14 protein-coding genes are annotated in these 17,411 nt (G+C 33.8%); 8 read left to right on the forward strand and 6 right to left on the reverse strand.

Features of this window, described 5'->3' with window-relative positions; translation table 11 throughout:
* Positions 1-54: 54 nt before the first annotated feature.
* The 5 genes from ACNQGG_RS14445 to alaS form a co-directional block, all read right to left on the reverse strand.
* Complete coding sequence (locus ACNQGG_RS14445) at positions 55-675, reverse strand: DUF4230 domain-containing protein (protein WP_417965106.1); 621 nt, start codon at positions 673-675, stop codon at positions 55-57.
* Between the two features lie 2 nt (positions 676-677).
* Positions 678-1,634: a GSCFA domain-containing protein gene (locus ACNQGG_RS14450; RefSeq protein WP_417965108.1), complete on the reverse strand. Its 957-nt coding sequence runs from the start codon at positions 1,632-1,634 to the stop codon at positions 678-680.
* A gap of 131 nt (positions 1,635-1,765) precedes the next feature.
* Positions 1,766-2,623, reverse strand: coding sequence for a hypothetical protein (locus tag ACNQGG_RS14455; RefSeq protein ID WP_417965110.1), 858 nt, complete (start codon positions 2,621-2,623; stop codon positions 1,766-1,768).
* A gap of 130 nt (positions 2,624-2,753) precedes the next feature.
* On the reverse strand, positions 2,754-3,533 hold the full coding sequence (locus tag ACNQGG_RS14460) for a hypothetical protein (RefSeq protein WP_417965112.1): 780 nt from the start codon (positions 3,531-3,533) through the stop codon (positions 2,754-2,756).
* 227 nt (positions 3,534-3,760) lie between these two features.
* Positions 3,761-6,397 (reverse strand): alanine--tRNA ligase, encoded by a 2,637-nt coding sequence (gene alaS / locus ACNQGG_RS14465; protein WP_417965114.1) that lies wholly within the window; start codon positions 6,395-6,397, stop codon positions 3,761-3,763.
* A gap of 384 nt (positions 6,398-6,781) precedes the next feature.
* Here alaS and ACNQGG_RS14470 point away from each other — a divergent pair, with 384 nt between their 5' ends.
* The 7 genes from ACNQGG_RS14470 to ACNQGG_RS14500 all read left to right on the forward strand — a co-directional run bounded on the left by ACNQGG_RS14470 (position 6,782) and on the right by ACNQGG_RS14500 (position 13,629).
* On the forward strand, positions 6,782-7,759 hold the full coding sequence (locus tag ACNQGG_RS14470) for a M23 family metallopeptidase (RefSeq protein WP_417965116.1): 978 nt from the start codon (positions 6,782-6,784) through the stop codon (positions 7,757-7,759).
* A 92-nt stretch (positions 7,760-7,851) separates the two neighbouring features.
* Positions 7,852-8,184 carry a MerR family transcriptional regulator gene (locus tag ACNQGG_RS14475; RefSeq protein WP_035670311.1) on the forward strand — a complete coding sequence of 111 codons (333 nt, stop codon included), beginning with the start codon at positions 7,852-7,854 and terminating at the stop codon, positions 8,182-8,184.
* A gap of 61 nt (positions 8,185-8,245) precedes the next feature.
* Positions 8,246-8,839, forward strand: coding sequence for a LemA family protein (locus ACNQGG_RS14480; protein WP_416849188.1), 594 nt, complete (start codon positions 8,246-8,248; stop codon positions 8,837-8,839).
* A 149-nt stretch (positions 8,840-8,988) separates the two neighbouring features.
* Complete coding sequence (locus tag ACNQGG_RS14485; RefSeq protein WP_417965147.1) at positions 8,989-9,426, forward strand: TPM domain-containing protein; 438 nt, start codon at positions 8,989-8,991, stop codon at positions 9,424-9,426.
* On the forward strand, positions 9,426-10,223 hold the full coding sequence (locus ACNQGG_RS14490) for a TPM domain-containing protein (protein WP_417965118.1): 798 nt from the start codon (positions 9,426-9,428) through the stop codon (positions 10,221-10,223). Before ACNQGG_RS14485 ends, ACNQGG_RS14490 begins: the two co-directional genes overlap by 1 nt.
* Before the next feature lie 158 nt (positions 10,224-10,381).
* Positions 10,382-10,795 (forward strand): RrF2 family transcriptional regulator, encoded by a 414-nt coding sequence (locus ACNQGG_RS14495; RefSeq protein ID WP_417965120.1) that lies wholly within the window; start codon positions 10,382-10,384, stop codon positions 10,793-10,795.
* 245 nt (positions 10,796-11,040) lie between these two features.
* Positions 11,041-13,629 carry a TonB-dependent receptor gene (locus tag ACNQGG_RS14500; protein WP_417965122.1) on the forward strand — a complete coding sequence of 863 codons (2,589 nt, stop codon included), beginning with the start codon at positions 11,041-11,043 and terminating at the stop codon, positions 13,627-13,629.
* 95 nt (positions 13,630-13,724) lie between these two features.
* Here ACNQGG_RS14500 and ACNQGG_RS14505 read toward each other — a convergent pair whose 3' ends face one another.
* Positions 13,725-16,550 (reverse strand): outer membrane beta-barrel protein, encoded by a 2,826-nt coding sequence (locus ACNQGG_RS14505; protein ID WP_417965124.1) that lies wholly within the window; start codon positions 16,548-16,550, stop codon positions 13,725-13,727.
* Positions 16,551-16,661: 111 nt separating this feature from the next.
* On the opposite strand from ACNQGG_RS14505, the gene ACNQGG_RS14510 reads away from it, so the two are divergent.
* Positions 16,662-17,411: a DUF2490 domain-containing protein gene (locus ACNQGG_RS14510; protein WP_417965126.1), complete on the forward strand. Its 750-nt coding sequence runs from the start codon at positions 16,662-16,664 to the stop codon at positions 17,409-17,411.

The following is a 17,411-nucleotide window of genomic DNA, read 5'->3' on the forward strand; positions in this document are numbered from 1 at the left end:
GCGGTTATTAAATTTTGAAAAGAAATATAACTCGAATCCAAACACGAATTTCATCTAAAGTTTTATTTTCCGTCCAAAATCTTTCTCGCTCTCAATTACTTTTCCTTCATATTGCAATTTCCAACCCATGGTATTGGTTAGAATCAATATTTTGGACAATTCACTAATTAAGCGATTTTGAGCATTCGTTTTGAGTGTTGATTTTTCTATTTTCTTGGCTAGATTTGCTTTAACTGATTTGTTGATTTTGTTGTAATCATCTCCTGTAAACGGATTCAATTTGCTTTGTTCGACATCGTAAAATTGAATATCTGGACTTATTTTTATCTCTTCTTTTGGAATACTAATAATCGTAATGGTTTTATTTTTTTCATCGATATCGTACTTCATTTTGTGTAAATCATACGCAACTGTCACATCGGCATTGACAATAACTAATGCTTTTTTTTCAAAAGAAAGCATATCCAACAAATATTTTTGCTGATTTTTATAGGTTATCACCTCTGAGAAGTGTCCTTCTGTAACGACAAGTTTCCCTACGTTTACAATTTGCTGCTGAATGAGATTGGTGTTGTAACTGATATCTTCATCATCGTTTTTCTTAAAATCACAAAATTTGAATAATAAAAATATTCCGGCAATAACTCCTATTCCAATACCTATTTTTCTAAGCATAATTAAAATTTCATGAATGAATATTGAGTTTCCAATTTAGTGATTTTATCTCGGAGTTTGAACTCAAACTTCAAATGACTTTTAGAATCAGGATTAAAAGGCTTGTGTGAAAGACTTTTTTGGATACTTTCTACTTCTTCCATTGTAGAAAAAACGGTTTCAGAAATGGAAGTTTCTTTGAAACGCTTCCAAATATAATCGATTGCCACTTGATTGGGATGCAACATATCTTCGGCATAAAAACGGTAATCGCGAAGTTCATCCATCATGATCTCGTAAGAAGGAAAGTATTCAGTGTTCAGTTTGCAGTGTTCAGAATTCAGAATACTGTGAATAGCCGAAATCAAATGTGCTTTACTCAACTGATTCTCCACAAAACCGTCTTTGATATGACGTACCGGTGAAACGGTAAAAATAAAATTACAATCAGGATTTATTTTTTTGATTAAATCAATGGTGTTTTTAATAGAATTCTCAATTGCTCCCACTGACAAAATTTCTTTTTTAAATTGATTTTGCGGCATTTTGTGGCAATTGGCAACGATAGCATTACTTTCAAAATTTCGATATACCCAAGACGTTCCAAAAGTGACAATTAGATGAGAAGCTTGAAATAGTTGTATCAATGAAATTCTTAAAATAGTATTCAAATTTCCAAGCAATTCTTTTTCATTAGCATCACTAAAATCTGAATGAACCTCATAACAATGCCAGCGTTCATTATGAAAAAAAATATCTTTCTCCGTAAAAAAAAATTGATTAGCAATACGGTAAATTAGTTTTTCAATGGAAACCGGATTGAAAATTATTCCGAAAGGGTTTATGCTATTTTCGAATTTAAAATAATTAAATTTTTCACCCATGTTTTCCGCAAAACAAGAACCCAAAGACACAATTTTAGAATTGTAATCTAAAGGATGACTACTTTTAGAAATGGGGATTGGAGTTCTGAATTGCATTATTTATAATTTAGTACAAATTTGAATAATTTTAGTGAATTAAATAGGGTTTAGTTCTTTTTTCATTGGTATAAAAAACCCTTCAGAGTTTTATACGTTGAATGGGTCCTTAAACCTATAAACTTAAATACTTATTCATAAAAGTATTTAAAAGTTACATCATGGATATTGTTTCCATTATAGATATAATATTCTTTAATCTCACTTGGATATCCATTAAGATTATAACTAAATTGATTGTATCTAGGAAAATACCCAGAAATATTAGATTTGAGAATATTATTAAACCTATTCAAATGATATCGCAATGTAGAAACATTATAAAGAGGCGGAATTTCATGAAAGACAATTTTATCTAAACCTAAGATACTCTTCTTAGGATTCGATTTTGTATCGTACTCAAAACTTCCAAAAAGTAAACTGGCGTCCAAAGATTCTGATTTAACAAGATTTTTATTTGTATCAAAAGAAAACTTACCTTCCCATATGAGCGTTTCTATATTATCCCTTGAATCACTGGAATACATTTTACAATTGACTGTATTTGTATTTATTTTAGTATAAACTACTCTCAATATGCCTTTAAACATGTCAAAATATTGTTCTCTGGTAGAAGAAATTAAATCTTCATTACTATCATAAAAAAAATCTGTTTTCAGAACAAGCCTATCCTGATTAGCCACAATATTTTTTACTTTTATACTGGTGATTAAATTACCCGTATACGTATATTCAGTCTTATAACTATACAAAAAACCGATGTTTCCAACTACCGAAAGATCTTTTTTTGCTATAACTTCACTAACAATTTTGTTTCCATTGTAAACAAAATCAGTCGTACTCATTTCTTTTCCATCCTTATCTAATTCAATAATTTTTTTAACTAATACAGATGCAGGTACAACTGGAGTATCATTTCCAGCATTATCACTTGAACAAGATAGTAGTAGTGTCGTAAAAACAATCGATCCCAATGCAAATTTTCTCATACTTATTTTTTTTATAAATAAAAGCAAAAAAAAAAAATTAACACTATTAATTGTATAAAAACTCAAATATTTTTCAGAGTATATTTGAGTTCTAAATTGTATTTTTGATTCTTATCAACTTATGGATTTCTTAGTAGAAATACTGCGATTTCAAATAGCCTATATTTCCATCATCCGAAATAGCATTATCCGAAACCTGTTCCGTTGGATAATTCTCTAAATCGTATGTAAAGGAGTTTTTATAAAATTTAGCCGAAGAGGCTATTTGCCCGTCTTTGGTAGTACTTATAATTACAGTACTGATCAAACTATTATTCGATGAAATTGCTTCATTATAATCCAATAGTTTTTTATATCCCAATACATTAAACAATGGATTGTGTTTAAAATCATAATCAAAACTTATACTATAACTAGAAGTAACTCCTACTACTGTGTTGTCTATTATTCTTTCGTCCTTGATGAAATTTTTGTTTTGAAAATACAAAATTCCATGATACACTTTCACTTCTTGATTCCCTGAATTAACCGCTAATTTTTCATAAGAAACAGTTTCATCTGAATTATGAATGTAATTTATTATATAATTGTTTGGAGACTTTGAACGTATCAATTCACCGGCAACATAAGTATATTCTATAGTTTCGAGAAGTTGATTTGTTTTGTTTAACGTTACTGTTTTCGAAATCAAATCATCTGTATAAGTAAAATCAACATGTTTCTGAACGCCATCAATACTTACAATTTTATTCCCATTATAAGTAAACAAAGTTGTTGCTGAAGTTCCATCTGCTGAAGTAGCAACTACCTTTTTTAGTAATTTTATGTTATCGTCGGTATCATTTGAACACGAATAAAGAGTCAATAAAAAAATCGATAAGACACAAAATATTTTTTTTGTTTTTTTCATAATACTAAATAAATCGCATAGATCTCTATCAAACCTTTTATTCAAACCTAAAAAAATAAAACAAAAGCTACAATATTCATCGTTACAATCCCTATATTTCGGTTAAACTACTTTTTTTAACTTAGCTATAACACTATGTTAATACCTATAGTATAGTGCGTTGAACAAAAAAAAACCTTTTAGACATATATCCTAAAAGGTTTTTTATTATCAAAAATAAATTTGTTTTACTTTACAAACTCAACCGCTTTTTCCAAAGCTTGTTGAATTCCTGCAACGTTTTTTCCTCCCGCTGTTGCAAAAAAGGGTTGTCCACCTCCGCCACCTTGGATAAACTTACCCAACTCACGAACTACTTGTCCCGCATTTAGGTTTTTATCCGCAACTAATTCTTTCGAAACATAACAGGTTAACATTGGCTTTTCTTCGTCGGCTGTAGCCAAAACAAGGAATACGTTATTCCCTAAATTTCCTAATTCATACGCCAAATCTTTTGCCCCTTCCGGATTCAGATCCACTTGTTTCGCCAAGAATTGTATACCGTTTATTTCCTGTATTTCAGCCGTTAAACTCGCTTTCAAAATTTTAACTTTGTCTTTCACCAAAGCCTCAATTTGTTTGGCCAATTTGGCATTTTCTTCTTGCATCGAATGAACGGCTTTCAAAATATCCTGAGGATTTTTCAATGCATTTTTCACTTCATTCAATGTATTTTCATACGATGCAAAATGTGCCTTAACAGCATCACTTGTAATCGCTTCGATACGACGAATTCCTGCTGCAACTGCTCCTTCTGAAATTATTTTAAAATGCCATATTTCAGCTGTATTTTTCACGTGGATTCCACCACATAATTCCATGCTTTCGCCAAATTTTATCGCACGGACATTATCTCCGTATTTTTCACCAAACAACGCCATTGCGCCTTCTTCTAAAGCTTGTTGAATTGGAATATTTCTTCTTTCAATTAATGGCAATTGCTCTTGAATTCTTGCGTTTACAAAATCCTCAACTTGCTGCAATTCGGTTTCCGTCATTTTAGCAAAATGAGAAAAGTCAAAACGCAAATAGTTTGGGTTTACCAACGAACCTTTTTGTTCTACGTGTGTTCCAAGAATACTTCTCAACGCTTGGTGCATTAAGTGTGTAGCCGAATGATTTCTAGAAGACAAACTTCTCAAATCCTGATTCACTTTAGCAATAAAACTGGCATTTACATTTTCTGGTAATTTTTTTGCAAAATGTAAAATCAGGTTATTCTCTTTTTTGGTATCGATGATTTCGATAGTTTCATTTGCAGAAACCAAAGTACCTTTATCCCCTACTTGCCCTCCACCTTCTGGATAGAATGGCGTGTTGTCTAAAACGATTTGGTATAAAATTCCGTCCTTTTTACTGTCGACTTTTCGGACACGAGCGATTTTCACGTCACTTTCTGATTGATCGTACCCCACAAATGTTTCTACATTTCCTGGAATCAACACGGACCAATCTTCGGTAGAAACTTCTGATGCGGCGCGCGAACGGTCTTTTTGAGCTTGCATGGCAGTGTTAAAACCTGCTTCATCCAGTTCAAATCCTTTTTCTCTAAGAATTAATGCTGTTAAGTCAATTGGAAATCCGAAAGTATCGTATAATTCAAATGCCTTAACACCTGAAACCGTTGAACCTTTAGTTTCGGCAACTACATTTTCCAACAATTGCAATCCTTGGTCTAACGTTCTTAAGAACGATGCTTCTTCTTCACGAATCACATTAGTGACCAATTGTTGTTGCGATTTGATTTCCGGGAAAAATTCACCCATTTGATTGGCCAAAACGGATACCAATTGATTGATAAACGGTTCTTTGGTATTCAAGAAAGTAAATCCGTAACGAATTGCACGACGCAAAATTCTACGAATTACATAACCAGCACCTGTGTTTGATGGCAATTGTCCGTCAGCTATGGCAAAAGCTACGGCACGAACGTGATCTACCACTACACGAATAGCGATATTGGTTTTATTTTGCTCTTCGCTGATATTCAAAACTTCGTTTGAAGTATATTTTAATCCTGTAATTTGTTCTACTTTTTCAATAAGTGGTGTAAAAACATCGGTATCATAATTTGATGTTTTTCCTTGCAATGCCATGCATAAACGTTCAAATCCCATTCCGGTATCAACGTGTTGCGCGGGTAATTTCTCTAAAGAACCGTCCGCTTTACGGTTGAATTCCATAAATACGTTATTCCAGATTTCGACTACTTGCGGATGGTCATTGTTCACTAAACTTTTTCCTGAAACTAAAGCTTTTTCTTCTTCTGAACGTAAATCAACATGAATTTCGGAACAAGGTCCGCAAGGTCCTTGGTCACCCATTTCCCAGAAATTGTCTTTCTTGTTTCCAAGAATGATTCGGTCTTCATCAATCAATCCTTTCCAAATATCCCAGGCTTCTTGATCGAATGGTACGTTTTCTTCTGGATTCCCTTCAAATACGGAAACGTATAAATTTTCTTTTGGGATTTTATAAACTTCTGTCAAAAGTTCCCAAGCCCAGTTGATGGCTTCTTTTTTGAAATAATCCCCAAAAGACCAGTTCCCAAGCATTTCAAACATGGTGTGGTGGTAGGTATCAAAACCCACATCTTCTAAGTCATTATGTTTTCCTGAAACCCGAAGACATTTTTGTGTATCGGCAATTCTATTGCTTTTTGGCGTGGCGTTCCCAAGAAAATATTCTTTGAACTGTGCCATTCCCGAGTTGTTGAACATCAGGGTTGGATCATCTTTTAGAACTATGGGTGCTGATGGAACGATTAAGTGTCCTTTTGATGCGAAAAAATCCAGAAATTGTTTACGTACGTCTTGTGATTTCATTTACTAAAATTTGTTTAAAGTCTAAAGTTTAAAAGTTTGTTAAACCTAAAACTATCTTTAAATATTTGAATTATATTATTGTTATTTTGCCCCCAGATTATCTCACACGCTCTTATTTTCATCGGAGTTCACTGAACACTTCGTGTTTGTAATGAAAAGCTTCGCGGCTTTGAAATTTATTTTTTCTTGAGATGGCAGAGCTACCGGAGGAAGCCCCTGCTGACTCAATAGAAAAAAAGATTTCAAGACGAGAACTTGCTACGAATAGCTGGAATAGGCACATTATTATATTTATTCCTTAAAAAAGGGGGGAACGAATGAAACATTTATTAAATTTGTTCGACTAACCTTTTACGAAGGTGCAAAAATAGGGTATTTTAAAATATGGCGAAAGTAAAATATTATTACGATTCCGAAAATCTAGCATACCGAAAAATAAAAGTAAGAAAAAGAAAGAAATTTGGTGTCATAGCCTTATTTTTAATAGCATCGGCCTTGTTTGGATTTTTATGTTTTATTGTTTTATTGAACACTCCCTATTTTGAAACGCCAAAAGACCGTTTGCAAGCGCGTGAAATTGACAATTTGAAGTTGAATTTTTCTATTTTAAATAAGAAAATGGATCAGGTTGATGGTGTTATTGAAGACATTGAAGATAGGGATAATAATCTATACAGGGTATATTTTAATACGGCAGCGATTCCTGACTCAGTACGAAAATCAGGTTTTGGTGATATCAATCGCTATAAAACATTAGAGGGTTATGATAATTCCCAACTGGTAATCAACACGACAAAAAGGATTGATATGCTTAGCAAAGAATTGGCGATTCAGTCAAAATCACTGGATATTATTTTGGATTTAGCTAAAGCAAAAAATAAATTATTGGCAGCGATTCCAGCAATTCAGCCGGTAAGAAATGAGAATTTAAAACAATTGGCATCTGGTTTTGGATATCGAACAGATCCTTTTACGAAAGCGAGAAAAATGCATAAAGGAATGGATTTCTCTGCAAATACTGGAACTCCTATTTATGCTACGGGAGACGGAGTTATAGCAAAGGCGGATAATTCGGCATCAGGTTATGGAAACCATATTGTAATTAAACACGGGTATGGTTATGAAACATTATATGGACATTTAAGCAAATATAAAGTTCGGGCTGGGCAACACGTAAAACGCGGTGACATTATAGGATATGTGGGCAGCACTGGAAGATCTGAAGGTCCGCACTTGCATTATGAAGTGCACAAAGATGGGAATGTCGTGAATCCATTAAATTTTTATTATGGAAATATTTCGGCAATTGAGTATGTTGCCATTTCAAAATTGGCTAATCAAGAAAATCAGTCATTAGATTAATGCTTATAAAAAAGAGTGGTTAGTGATCAGATTTTAGGAATGAAAAAGTCTACAGATAGTGGTAGCAGAATTAAAAGTCAAATAAAAACAATATGCATATTGAACTTTCTAAAGATAAAAGGTATTACAGCATTGGCGAAGTAGCCAAAGCATTTGACGTGAATGCCTCACTGATTCGTTTTTGGGATAATGAATTTGATATTCTGAAACCTAAAAAGAATGCCAAAGGCAATCGCATGTTCACTCCTGAAGATGTGACTAATTTACAACTCATCTTTCATTTAGTGAAAGAAAGAGGTTTTACACTGGAAGGTGCCAAAACACATTTGAAAGAAGGCCAGAAGAAAACACTGGATAAATTTGAAATTATTAGAAAACTGGAAACCATACGAACACAATTAACAAATATTAAAAATCAACTGTAAATTGTTGATTCCCGATTTTATAAAAATAACAATTAAACACTAAACTTTAAATTAAACAAAAATGGATTTTAAAAAATTTTTACCTTGGATTATTGCAGCTGTATTAATCATTGGAATTTACAGCTGGGTTAAAGGCATTAACAATACTGCAGTAACTTTAAATCAAACAGTAGAACAATCTTGGGGAGATGTACAAACGGCTTACCAAAGAAGAAATGACCTTATCGGGAATTTAGTCAATACTGTAAAAGGTGCCGCTGATTTTGAAAAATCAACTTTGACTGCTGTTATTGAAGCTAGAGCAAAAGCTACTTCCGTAAAGATTGATCCAGCAAATATTACTCCAGAACAATTAGCTGAATTCAACAAAGCACAAAGTGGTGTGAGCAGCTCTTTGTCAAGATTATTAGTAACCGTTGAAGCGTATCCTGATTTGAAAGCGAATCAAAATTTCTTGAAATTACAGGACGAATTGGCCAGTACTGAAAACCAAATTCTTACGGCTAGAACCCGTTTCAATGAAGCAGTAAAACCATATAACTCGCATATTAAAACGTTTCCAAATTCATTATTTGCAGGAATGTTTGGTTTCAAAGAAAAAGCATATTTTAATGCTGTTGAAGGTGCAGACAAACCCGTTGAAGTAAAATTCTAAAGTTAGATTATTAGACTTCTTAGATTTTTAGAAGTCAAAATAAATCAAATTTAAATTGAAGAAACAACCTTTAAAAATTACGATTTTTGATTTCAGATTTAACAATTTTGAAATCAAAAATCGCTAATCTTAACTCAAAAAATATTTCAATGTCTAAAGTAGAAGATTTTTTAACCAAAGAAGATGAGCAAGCAATTGTTGAAGCTATTCGCATGGCCGAAAAAAATACTTCTGGTGAGATTAGAGTTCATATAGAAAAAACAACTTCTATTGATGCTTATGATCGCGCAATGGAAGTTTTTCATGAACTGAAAATGGATGAAACTGAACTTCAAAACGGCGTTTTAATTTACTTAGCTGTAGAAGATAGACATTTTGTAATTTGTGGTGACAAAGGTATTAATGATGTGGTTCAAGATGATTTTTGGAATTGCACTCGTGATATCATGGTGGCTGAGTTCAAAAAAGGAGATTTTAAGCAAGGACTTATCGATGGAATTGCTAGAGCCGGTGAACAATTGCAGAAATATTTTCCTTGGCAAGAAGGCGATACGAATGAATTATCAAACGAAATATCTAGAGGATAATGCTATTACAAAAAAAGAATACCCTAATTTCCCTAAAGCTGTTTGTTTGTTTTTTGTTCACACAAATTAGTTTTGCTCAATTTACCATTCCTGAAAAACCAAGTTTTCAAACTAGTGTATATGATTATGCTAACGTTTTAAGTGCAACTGAAAAAGCACAATTAGAAGAAAAACTCATTAAATATTCTGATTCGACTACAACCCAAATTGTGATCATTACAATTGAAAGCCTTAAAGGGGAAGATATTGGTATTCTTACTCCAAAATGGGGTCAAACTTGGGGCATCGGTGGAACTGCAAAAGATGATAATGGTGTCCTTATTTTATTGGCTAAAGCTGAAAGAAAAATATGGATTTCACCAGGTTATGGACTTGAAGATCGTTTAACTGCTGGAATTGGCGGAGAAATTACCAGAAACATTATTATTCCAGAATTTAAAACCGGAAGTTATTATAGAGGTCTTGATAAAGGGACCGATGCTATAATTGATGTTTTTAAAGGGAAATATAAAGGAGAACGAAAACAAATCAAAGGAAAAGAGAAAGGTTTTCCAATTATGCCAATTATAGTTATTGTCATTATTATTCTTGTGCTAATTTCAAGAAATAAAGGTGGAGGTGGGAATTCTGGTAACAGAGGTGGCGGACCTAGTTTACTTGATGTTCTCATCCTTAGTAGCCTAGGCAGAAGCAGTGGCGGTGGAGGCTTTGGAGGTTCTTCCGGCGGCGGCGGAGGTTTCGGTGGTGGATTTGGTGGCGGAGGTTTCTCCGGTGGTGGATCTGGTGGAGATTGGTAGATTTAAAATCATTCTGTTCCGTTTGGCATTAACACTTTCAAAAATAAACATTACTTTTAAAATTATAAATTAAAATAGTTTATGTTTGTTTTAGTTTCATTTTTTTTAAATTTGAAACGCATCTAATTTAAAAGTTACACTTATAAAATACATTAAAAATGCTTTCACATAAAGCCAAATATGCTCTCAAGGCATTACTTTTTTTAGCGCAACAAGACGAAAATCACATTTCAAGAACTATTGAAATTGCTGAAGCAGCCAATATTCCAAAAAAGTTTTTGGAACAGATTTTATTGGATTTAAAACGTGGCCATTTTGTAGGGAGCAAACAAGGTAAATTTGGCGGCTATTATCTTTTAAAATCCAAAAATGAAATTACCTTAGCTGATATTCATCGGTTATTTGATGGTGCAATTGCATTACTTCCATGTGCTTCATTAAATTTTTATGAGCCCTGCTCCGATTGTAAAAGCGAGTCTGAATGCCTATTACGACACGGATTAATGACTATTCGAGACGAGACTTTAAAGGCTATGCAAGGCATTACAATTTCTTCATTGGTAAAAAAATAAAAAAATATTTTTTAAACTCTACTATTTTTATAGAATTAATTATACATTTGCATTGAATTTAACGCATAATTAATAATCCAATTTTAAACGTATGAAAACGTATTTAAACACGTTCGTTATTTTAAATGAACAACTAGGAAATAAACAAGTAATTGCAAGCAAAGAAGAGAGTAACCAAATGATGTGTATGTGCTAGTAAAAAAAATTTAATTTAAACTCTACTAATTACATATAATAAACATATAATGAAAACTATTTACACAAAAATAATTACAACGCTATTATTACTATTCATATTCTCTCCATCTTTTGCACAAACCGCGGTCACTGGAGTGGTCACGAATAGTCAAAAATCATCCTTAGAAGGTGCTAATGTGGTATTAAAAGGCACTAAATATAGTACTACTGCGGATTCCAGCGGCAAGTTCACAATTGACACCCAAGGAAAACTTCCTTTTTCGCTTATTATACAATATGTGGGATATAAATCTAAAGAAGTTACAATTACTGAACTACAAGATACACCCTTAGAAATAATCCTTTCGGAGGAAAATCAACTTATTGAAGTGGTCATCACATCCAGACGCAGAATTGAAAAAGCACAAAACGTTCCCATTCCAATTTCTGTTGTGAGTGGAAAACAGGCCGAGGAAGCTGGAGCTTTCAACGTTAACCGTTTGAAGGAACTAGTTCCATCAGTTCAATTGTATTCATCAAATCCAAGAAATACAACCATTAACATTCGTGGTCTGGGTTCTACTTTTGGACTTACTAACGATGGTATTGATCCGGGTGTGGGTTTTTATGTAGATGGTGTTTACTACGCCCGTCCTGCTGCGACAACATTAGACTTTATTGACATCGACCGAATTGAGGTATTGCGTGGACCACAAGGTACATTGTTTGGTAAAAACACGACTGCGGGTGCCTTTAACGTAACCACTCGCAAACCTAGTTTTACTTCAGGTGCCAACTTTGAGGTTAGCTTTGGAAATTACGGATTCCTTCAGGCTAAAGCCTCTATCACAGGTGCTTTAAGTAAAAAGCTTGCCGGAAGATTATCTTTTTCAGGAACGCAACGTGACGGTCTGATAGAAAATGTAGCAACAGGAAAATGGGTGAACGATTTGAATAATCAAGGAGTTAGAGGACAGCTACTTTATAAACCAACAGAAAATACAGATATTACATTAGCTGCTGATTTTTCGCGTCAACGTCCCGATGGATATGCGCAAGTTATTGCTGGTGTTGCCCCAACAAAACGTGCCGCTTACCGACAATTTAATCAGATTATTGCTGATTTAAACTATAGTCTTCCAAGTCAGAATGCATTCGACCGTAAGATCGACCACGATACTCCTTGGCGTTCCGGACAGGATTTAGGAGGTATATCACTAAATGTAGAAACTAAAATTGGAGAAGGAACGCTTACTTCAACCTCAGCATGGCGTTATTGGAATTGGGATCCATCCAATGATAGAGATTTTACAGGTCTTCAAGTACTTAAACTATCGCAAGCCACATCAAAACACCAACAATGGTCTCAAGAGGTTCGCTATGCAGGAGATTTCTCCCGTAGATTAAGTGGTGTAATTGGCGTATTCGCCATCGGACAAGAACTTAAAGCAGATCCTATCCAAATTGAAGAAGCTGGATCCGCACAGTGGCGCTTTTCTCAAGACACACCAAACGATTCCAATGGCTACTCATTATGGCAGACAACTGGGCTTTTAGACGGATATGGAATAAAAACCAAAAACACACTAAATACATTCAGTGGGGCACTATTTGGTCAACTTGATTGGGAAATTACTGAAGGTCTTCACTTATTACCTGGCTTAAGGTATAATTATGACAAGAAAAAATTGGACTACAGTAGAGAAACTTACGGAGGTCTTCAAACAACCGATCCAGCTTTACTTGCCTTGAAAAAGAAAGTTTATTCTAATCAGGCTTTCAAAGTGGATGTAGACGACACCAACTTTTCCGGAAATTTAACATTGGCTTACAAAGCTTCTGACCGTGTCAATACTTTTGCAACTTATGCGAGAAGCTACAAACCTGTAGGTGTTAATGTAGGTGGTATCCCTACCGATGCTAATGGTCCAATTCTAGCACTTGCTGAAATAAAACCAGAACAAGTAAATCATTTTGAAGTTGGAGTAAAAACCTCCCCTTTTGACCGAACTATACTGAATGTTACTCTTTATAACACAGACATCAAAAACTTTCAAACGCTGGTTCAAAGTCCGGATGTGAGTCTAAACCGTGGTTACCTTGCTAACGCAGAAAAGGTACGTGTACGCGGTGCTGAACTTGATGCTAGTGTTGCTGTCAACAAATATCTATCGTTCACCGGTGCCGTATCTTACACTGATGGTAAATATGTTTCTTTCAAGAATGCACCACTTCCATTGGAAGAAACCGGATTAAAAGATGCAAATAATAATGCGATATATGCTAAGGATATTTCGGGTGGTGCCCTTCCTGGTATCTCAAAATGGGCAGGATCTTTAGGTGGTGAAATCACTGATTCAGGTAAATTATTTGGTAATGTAGGGAAGTTCTTCTTAGCCTTAGACACTTACTATCGTTCCTCGTTTTCTTCTAGTGCATCTCCTTCGAAGTATCTAGTAGTTGATTCATATGCGCTGCTTAATGGTCGTATCGGTTTCCGAGCTTCAGAAGGTTTATCCGTTTACTTATGGGGACGCAACCTATTGAATAAGGATTATTTTGAACAATTATTACCTGCGGGTGGTAATGCCGGACAATATGCTGGTGTATTAGGAGACCAAAGAACTTATGGAATTACCCTTCGTTATTCATTATAGTTAAGTTTTTCTATCCGTTATTTAATGATATCTCTATTTCAGGACGGACAATATATAGCAAAAAAAAGCGGTTGTGAATTCACAACCGCTTTTTTTTAATTCCCCATCAAATCTCCTCTTCCTTCTCCTGGTCCTCCTCTTCCTTCTCTTCCTTCTCCTGATCCTCCTTGCCCTCTATTTTCAGCTCTTGGAAGCTTCTTCATCCCCGAAAAATCTTGAATTTTATAGGTTAGCGAAAACATGGCATATCGTTTTAAAATTGTATTTTCTTCATCACGAATTGTAGTAGCCGAAATTGTTCTGGAAAAACTCTGATTCTGATTTAGAACGTCATACACTTTTACTTTCGCAATCATGTTTTTAGCAAAAAAGCTGTAAGATAAACTGGTGTTCCATAAATAAAAATCTTTCTTAAAACCACTTGCAATTCTGGAATTATAGGTATATCCGAAATCATTTCCAAAAATCCAGTTTTTAGGCCAGTAACTGGTAGTTTGTAAATTAATTCGGTGTACCACATTAGAGCTTCCACTGGTTACATAATTTGAATATTTTGACTCATTATAAGAAAAACTATATGACGGAGCTATAGTCAACACTTCCCCATAGTCATAATTCACATATACCCTTGGTGTAATCTCCAATGATTTAGCACTATACAAAATGCCATTGGTATACCCTTTATCCAAAGAATAAATACTGTTTAAAGCAATCCCATATCTGAACGCATGTGCTTCTTTTTTTATGGATTGATTCCAATTTCCTCCTACAGCTGTGGAGTATGTTCCTGAAATATTTTCATAAGTCGTAGACCTTTTTCTACTGGCATCGTATACCGAAATGGAAACCACTTCGCTATTATTATAATTCCCCCTTACAAACAAACTATAACCCGAACGCGTGCGGAAATCAAAATTCCTGAAATTAATATTAGCACTATGTTTTTCATTAGGATTTAAATTAGGATTTCCTATTATCGTATTCAAAGGATTAGCTAAATTTTCTACAGCCAGCAATTGACCAGAAGAAGGTAGACTATTGGAATAATCATATCGCAAAGTAATAAATTTTGAACGATCCAACTTGTATCTAATTTGGGCTCTTCCATAAGGCAGCACATATTTTTTATTCAAATCGGTTGCTTTATTTAAGTATAGCGAATGATTATCAAAATTAATAATGGAAGTACTGGAATTCAAATTGAATGTAAATTTATTCTTTTCGAAAGTGATGCCTACTTTTGGACTAATAGAATTTTGGCTGGAAGTAATAAAATTAGACAAGGACTCATTTAAAACAGAATACGTTTGAGAATTATCCTCAAAATCGAATGTTTTCAAATCTTTAATCTCCTTCGTCCATCCAAAATCAGAACCAAAACGAACTCGTATAGAATCGGTTATCGGCTCTGTATATTCAATATCAGCCGAGTAGGAATCATACGTATTTTCATTTTTACTCTTTTGATTTCTCTCATCATCAGCTTGTCCATTTTGATAAAAAATAGTTTTAGATTCCGTTAAAGCATCTGAGCCACTATTGGTATTACTATTAGTGAAAACAAAACTTAAATTACGAGACTTTTTTTGGAAAGCTTTATTAAAGTTTATCGTGTTCCCAAAATTAGTTGATTTATTTTCTCTATATGATTTTGATCTGCTTTCGTTTAAAAGTTCTTCATCTTCACCTCTGGATAAACTTTCAGCACTAGAATTACTATTAGAATTTGACAGATTCACTTTTGGCATAAAAGCAATTCGTGTCGTTGGATTAATTTTATATTCAAACTCCAAATTCACCTTATTTACGGTATTCTCATCTCTTGATTTCGACTCCGATTCGGTGGAGAAGTTACCCGTAGGCAAGAAATTGGTTTGTTTCGACTTACTTTCATTATCAGTAACTGTATTCAAAAAAGAATATCCTGCAGTAGCATCAAAACCTTTGTACCATTCATCGGTATAATTGAATCCGGCCGAATTAGATTGGGTAATTCCCTTACCGCTTCCTGAAGCCCCACTGCCTCCTCCTCTAGTGTTTCTTCCACCACCCATACTATCAAATACCTCATCCATTGAAAAACCGGTAGAATTGATGTTATTTGAGGAAGCTAAAACACTTATTTTTTGTTTATTATTAAAAAAGTTCATCACAAAACTGCCCTCATAACGATCATCCGTACCATAGCCACCTAAGAATTTACCAAAGAACCCTTTGTTTTTCTTCTCATCTATAGTCAAATTGATACTCGAATAATCTGAAGTTGATTCTTGTTTAGACAATTCTTCTTTTTTGGTTTTAAAATCAGAAACCTGAACTTTATTAATGATTTCAGCTGGCAAGTTTTTCAAAGCCATTGCCCCATCTCTATCAAAAAAAGTTTTCCCATTTACCAAAAACTGGGTCACCTCTTTACCGTTTACAGTAATTTTACCATCACTATCCACTTCAAAACCGGGCAATTGTTTTAATAAGGCTTCTACATTGGCATCTGGGCGTACCTTAAAAGAATTGGCATTAAACTCTAATGTATCTTTTTTTACACGAATAGGAGGAGCTTCATTTTTTATAACTACACCAGCTAATGCATTTACACTTTCTAATAAATAGACTTTACCAAAATCTTTATTCTCAGCAATCTCTTTTTGTTCCTCAACATAACTCTGGTATCCCATGTAGGAAACTTTCAAAAAAACTGGTTTATCGTATTTCTTGGTCATAATTTTAAAAAGACCATTTTTATCAGTAGTAGCATATTCTAATACTGTAGAATCTTTTACGTTAGAAAAATAAACTGTTGCTGCCTCTAAAGGAATCTGGGTAGTAACATCGAGCACAGTTCCTTTAATAGTAAACTCATCCTGAGCCTTAGCAGAAAAACAAAAAAGCAAAAAAAGTAAAAAGGAGTAGAACTTAGACATGTAAACTTTATTTAGATAAAATGATAAGATACTAAAATGAATAAAAGGTTTAATCTATCCCATCATTTTTATAGAGTTTATGTAAATTTGCCAAAAATTGAATGAACCTTCATGAAAATAGCTAAAATACTTTTCTTTTTCTTAGTCGGCTTTATATCCCGAGCTCAAACCGAAAAAAATATAGACCATCAAAGCATCCTTTGGACACGCTATAATAACCAATTGACATTAAACAACAAATGGTCCTTAAATTGTGAATTTGATAATAGGGTTTTTCTAAAACCTGTTACCGAAAATTTATATGTCATACGCGTGCAAGGGCGCTATAAAATCAATGACCACTTAGAAACAGGAATTGGTTTTGTCCATTTCTCTGTCGCTACGCAAGAACCTGAACTAAATTACGATTTTAACATCCCCGAATATAGAGGACAACAAGATATTACTTGGAAACAAGAGGTGGACAAAATCACTTTCAATCAGCGTTTTCAACTGGAAGAACGATTTATTCACAATGCCAGTAAACAAGAATTATTATCCGGAACTACTTTTACTTGGAGATTTAGATATCGTATTCAAGGTGATTATAATTTTTGGAAAAAAGAAAACCAGTTTTTAAAAGCTATAGTATCCGATGAAATAATGATCAATTTCGGTAAAAAAATCATCAAAAACACCTTTGATCAAAATAGGATTTATGCCGCAATACAATATGGCATTAACAAAAATTTCGCTGTAGAACTTGGCTATTTAAACAGTTTTCAACAACGGGCCAGCGGAGTAGATTATTTTAATAGAGAAATTATCCGATTTAGTATTTTCCACAAAATAAGATTACAAAAAAAGGTTAAAACTATATAG

The organism is Flavobacterium esculini, assembly GCF_048284325.1.
Taxonomy (GTDB): Bacteria; Bacteroidota; Bacteroidia; order Flavobacteriales; family Flavobacteriaceae; genus Flavobacterium.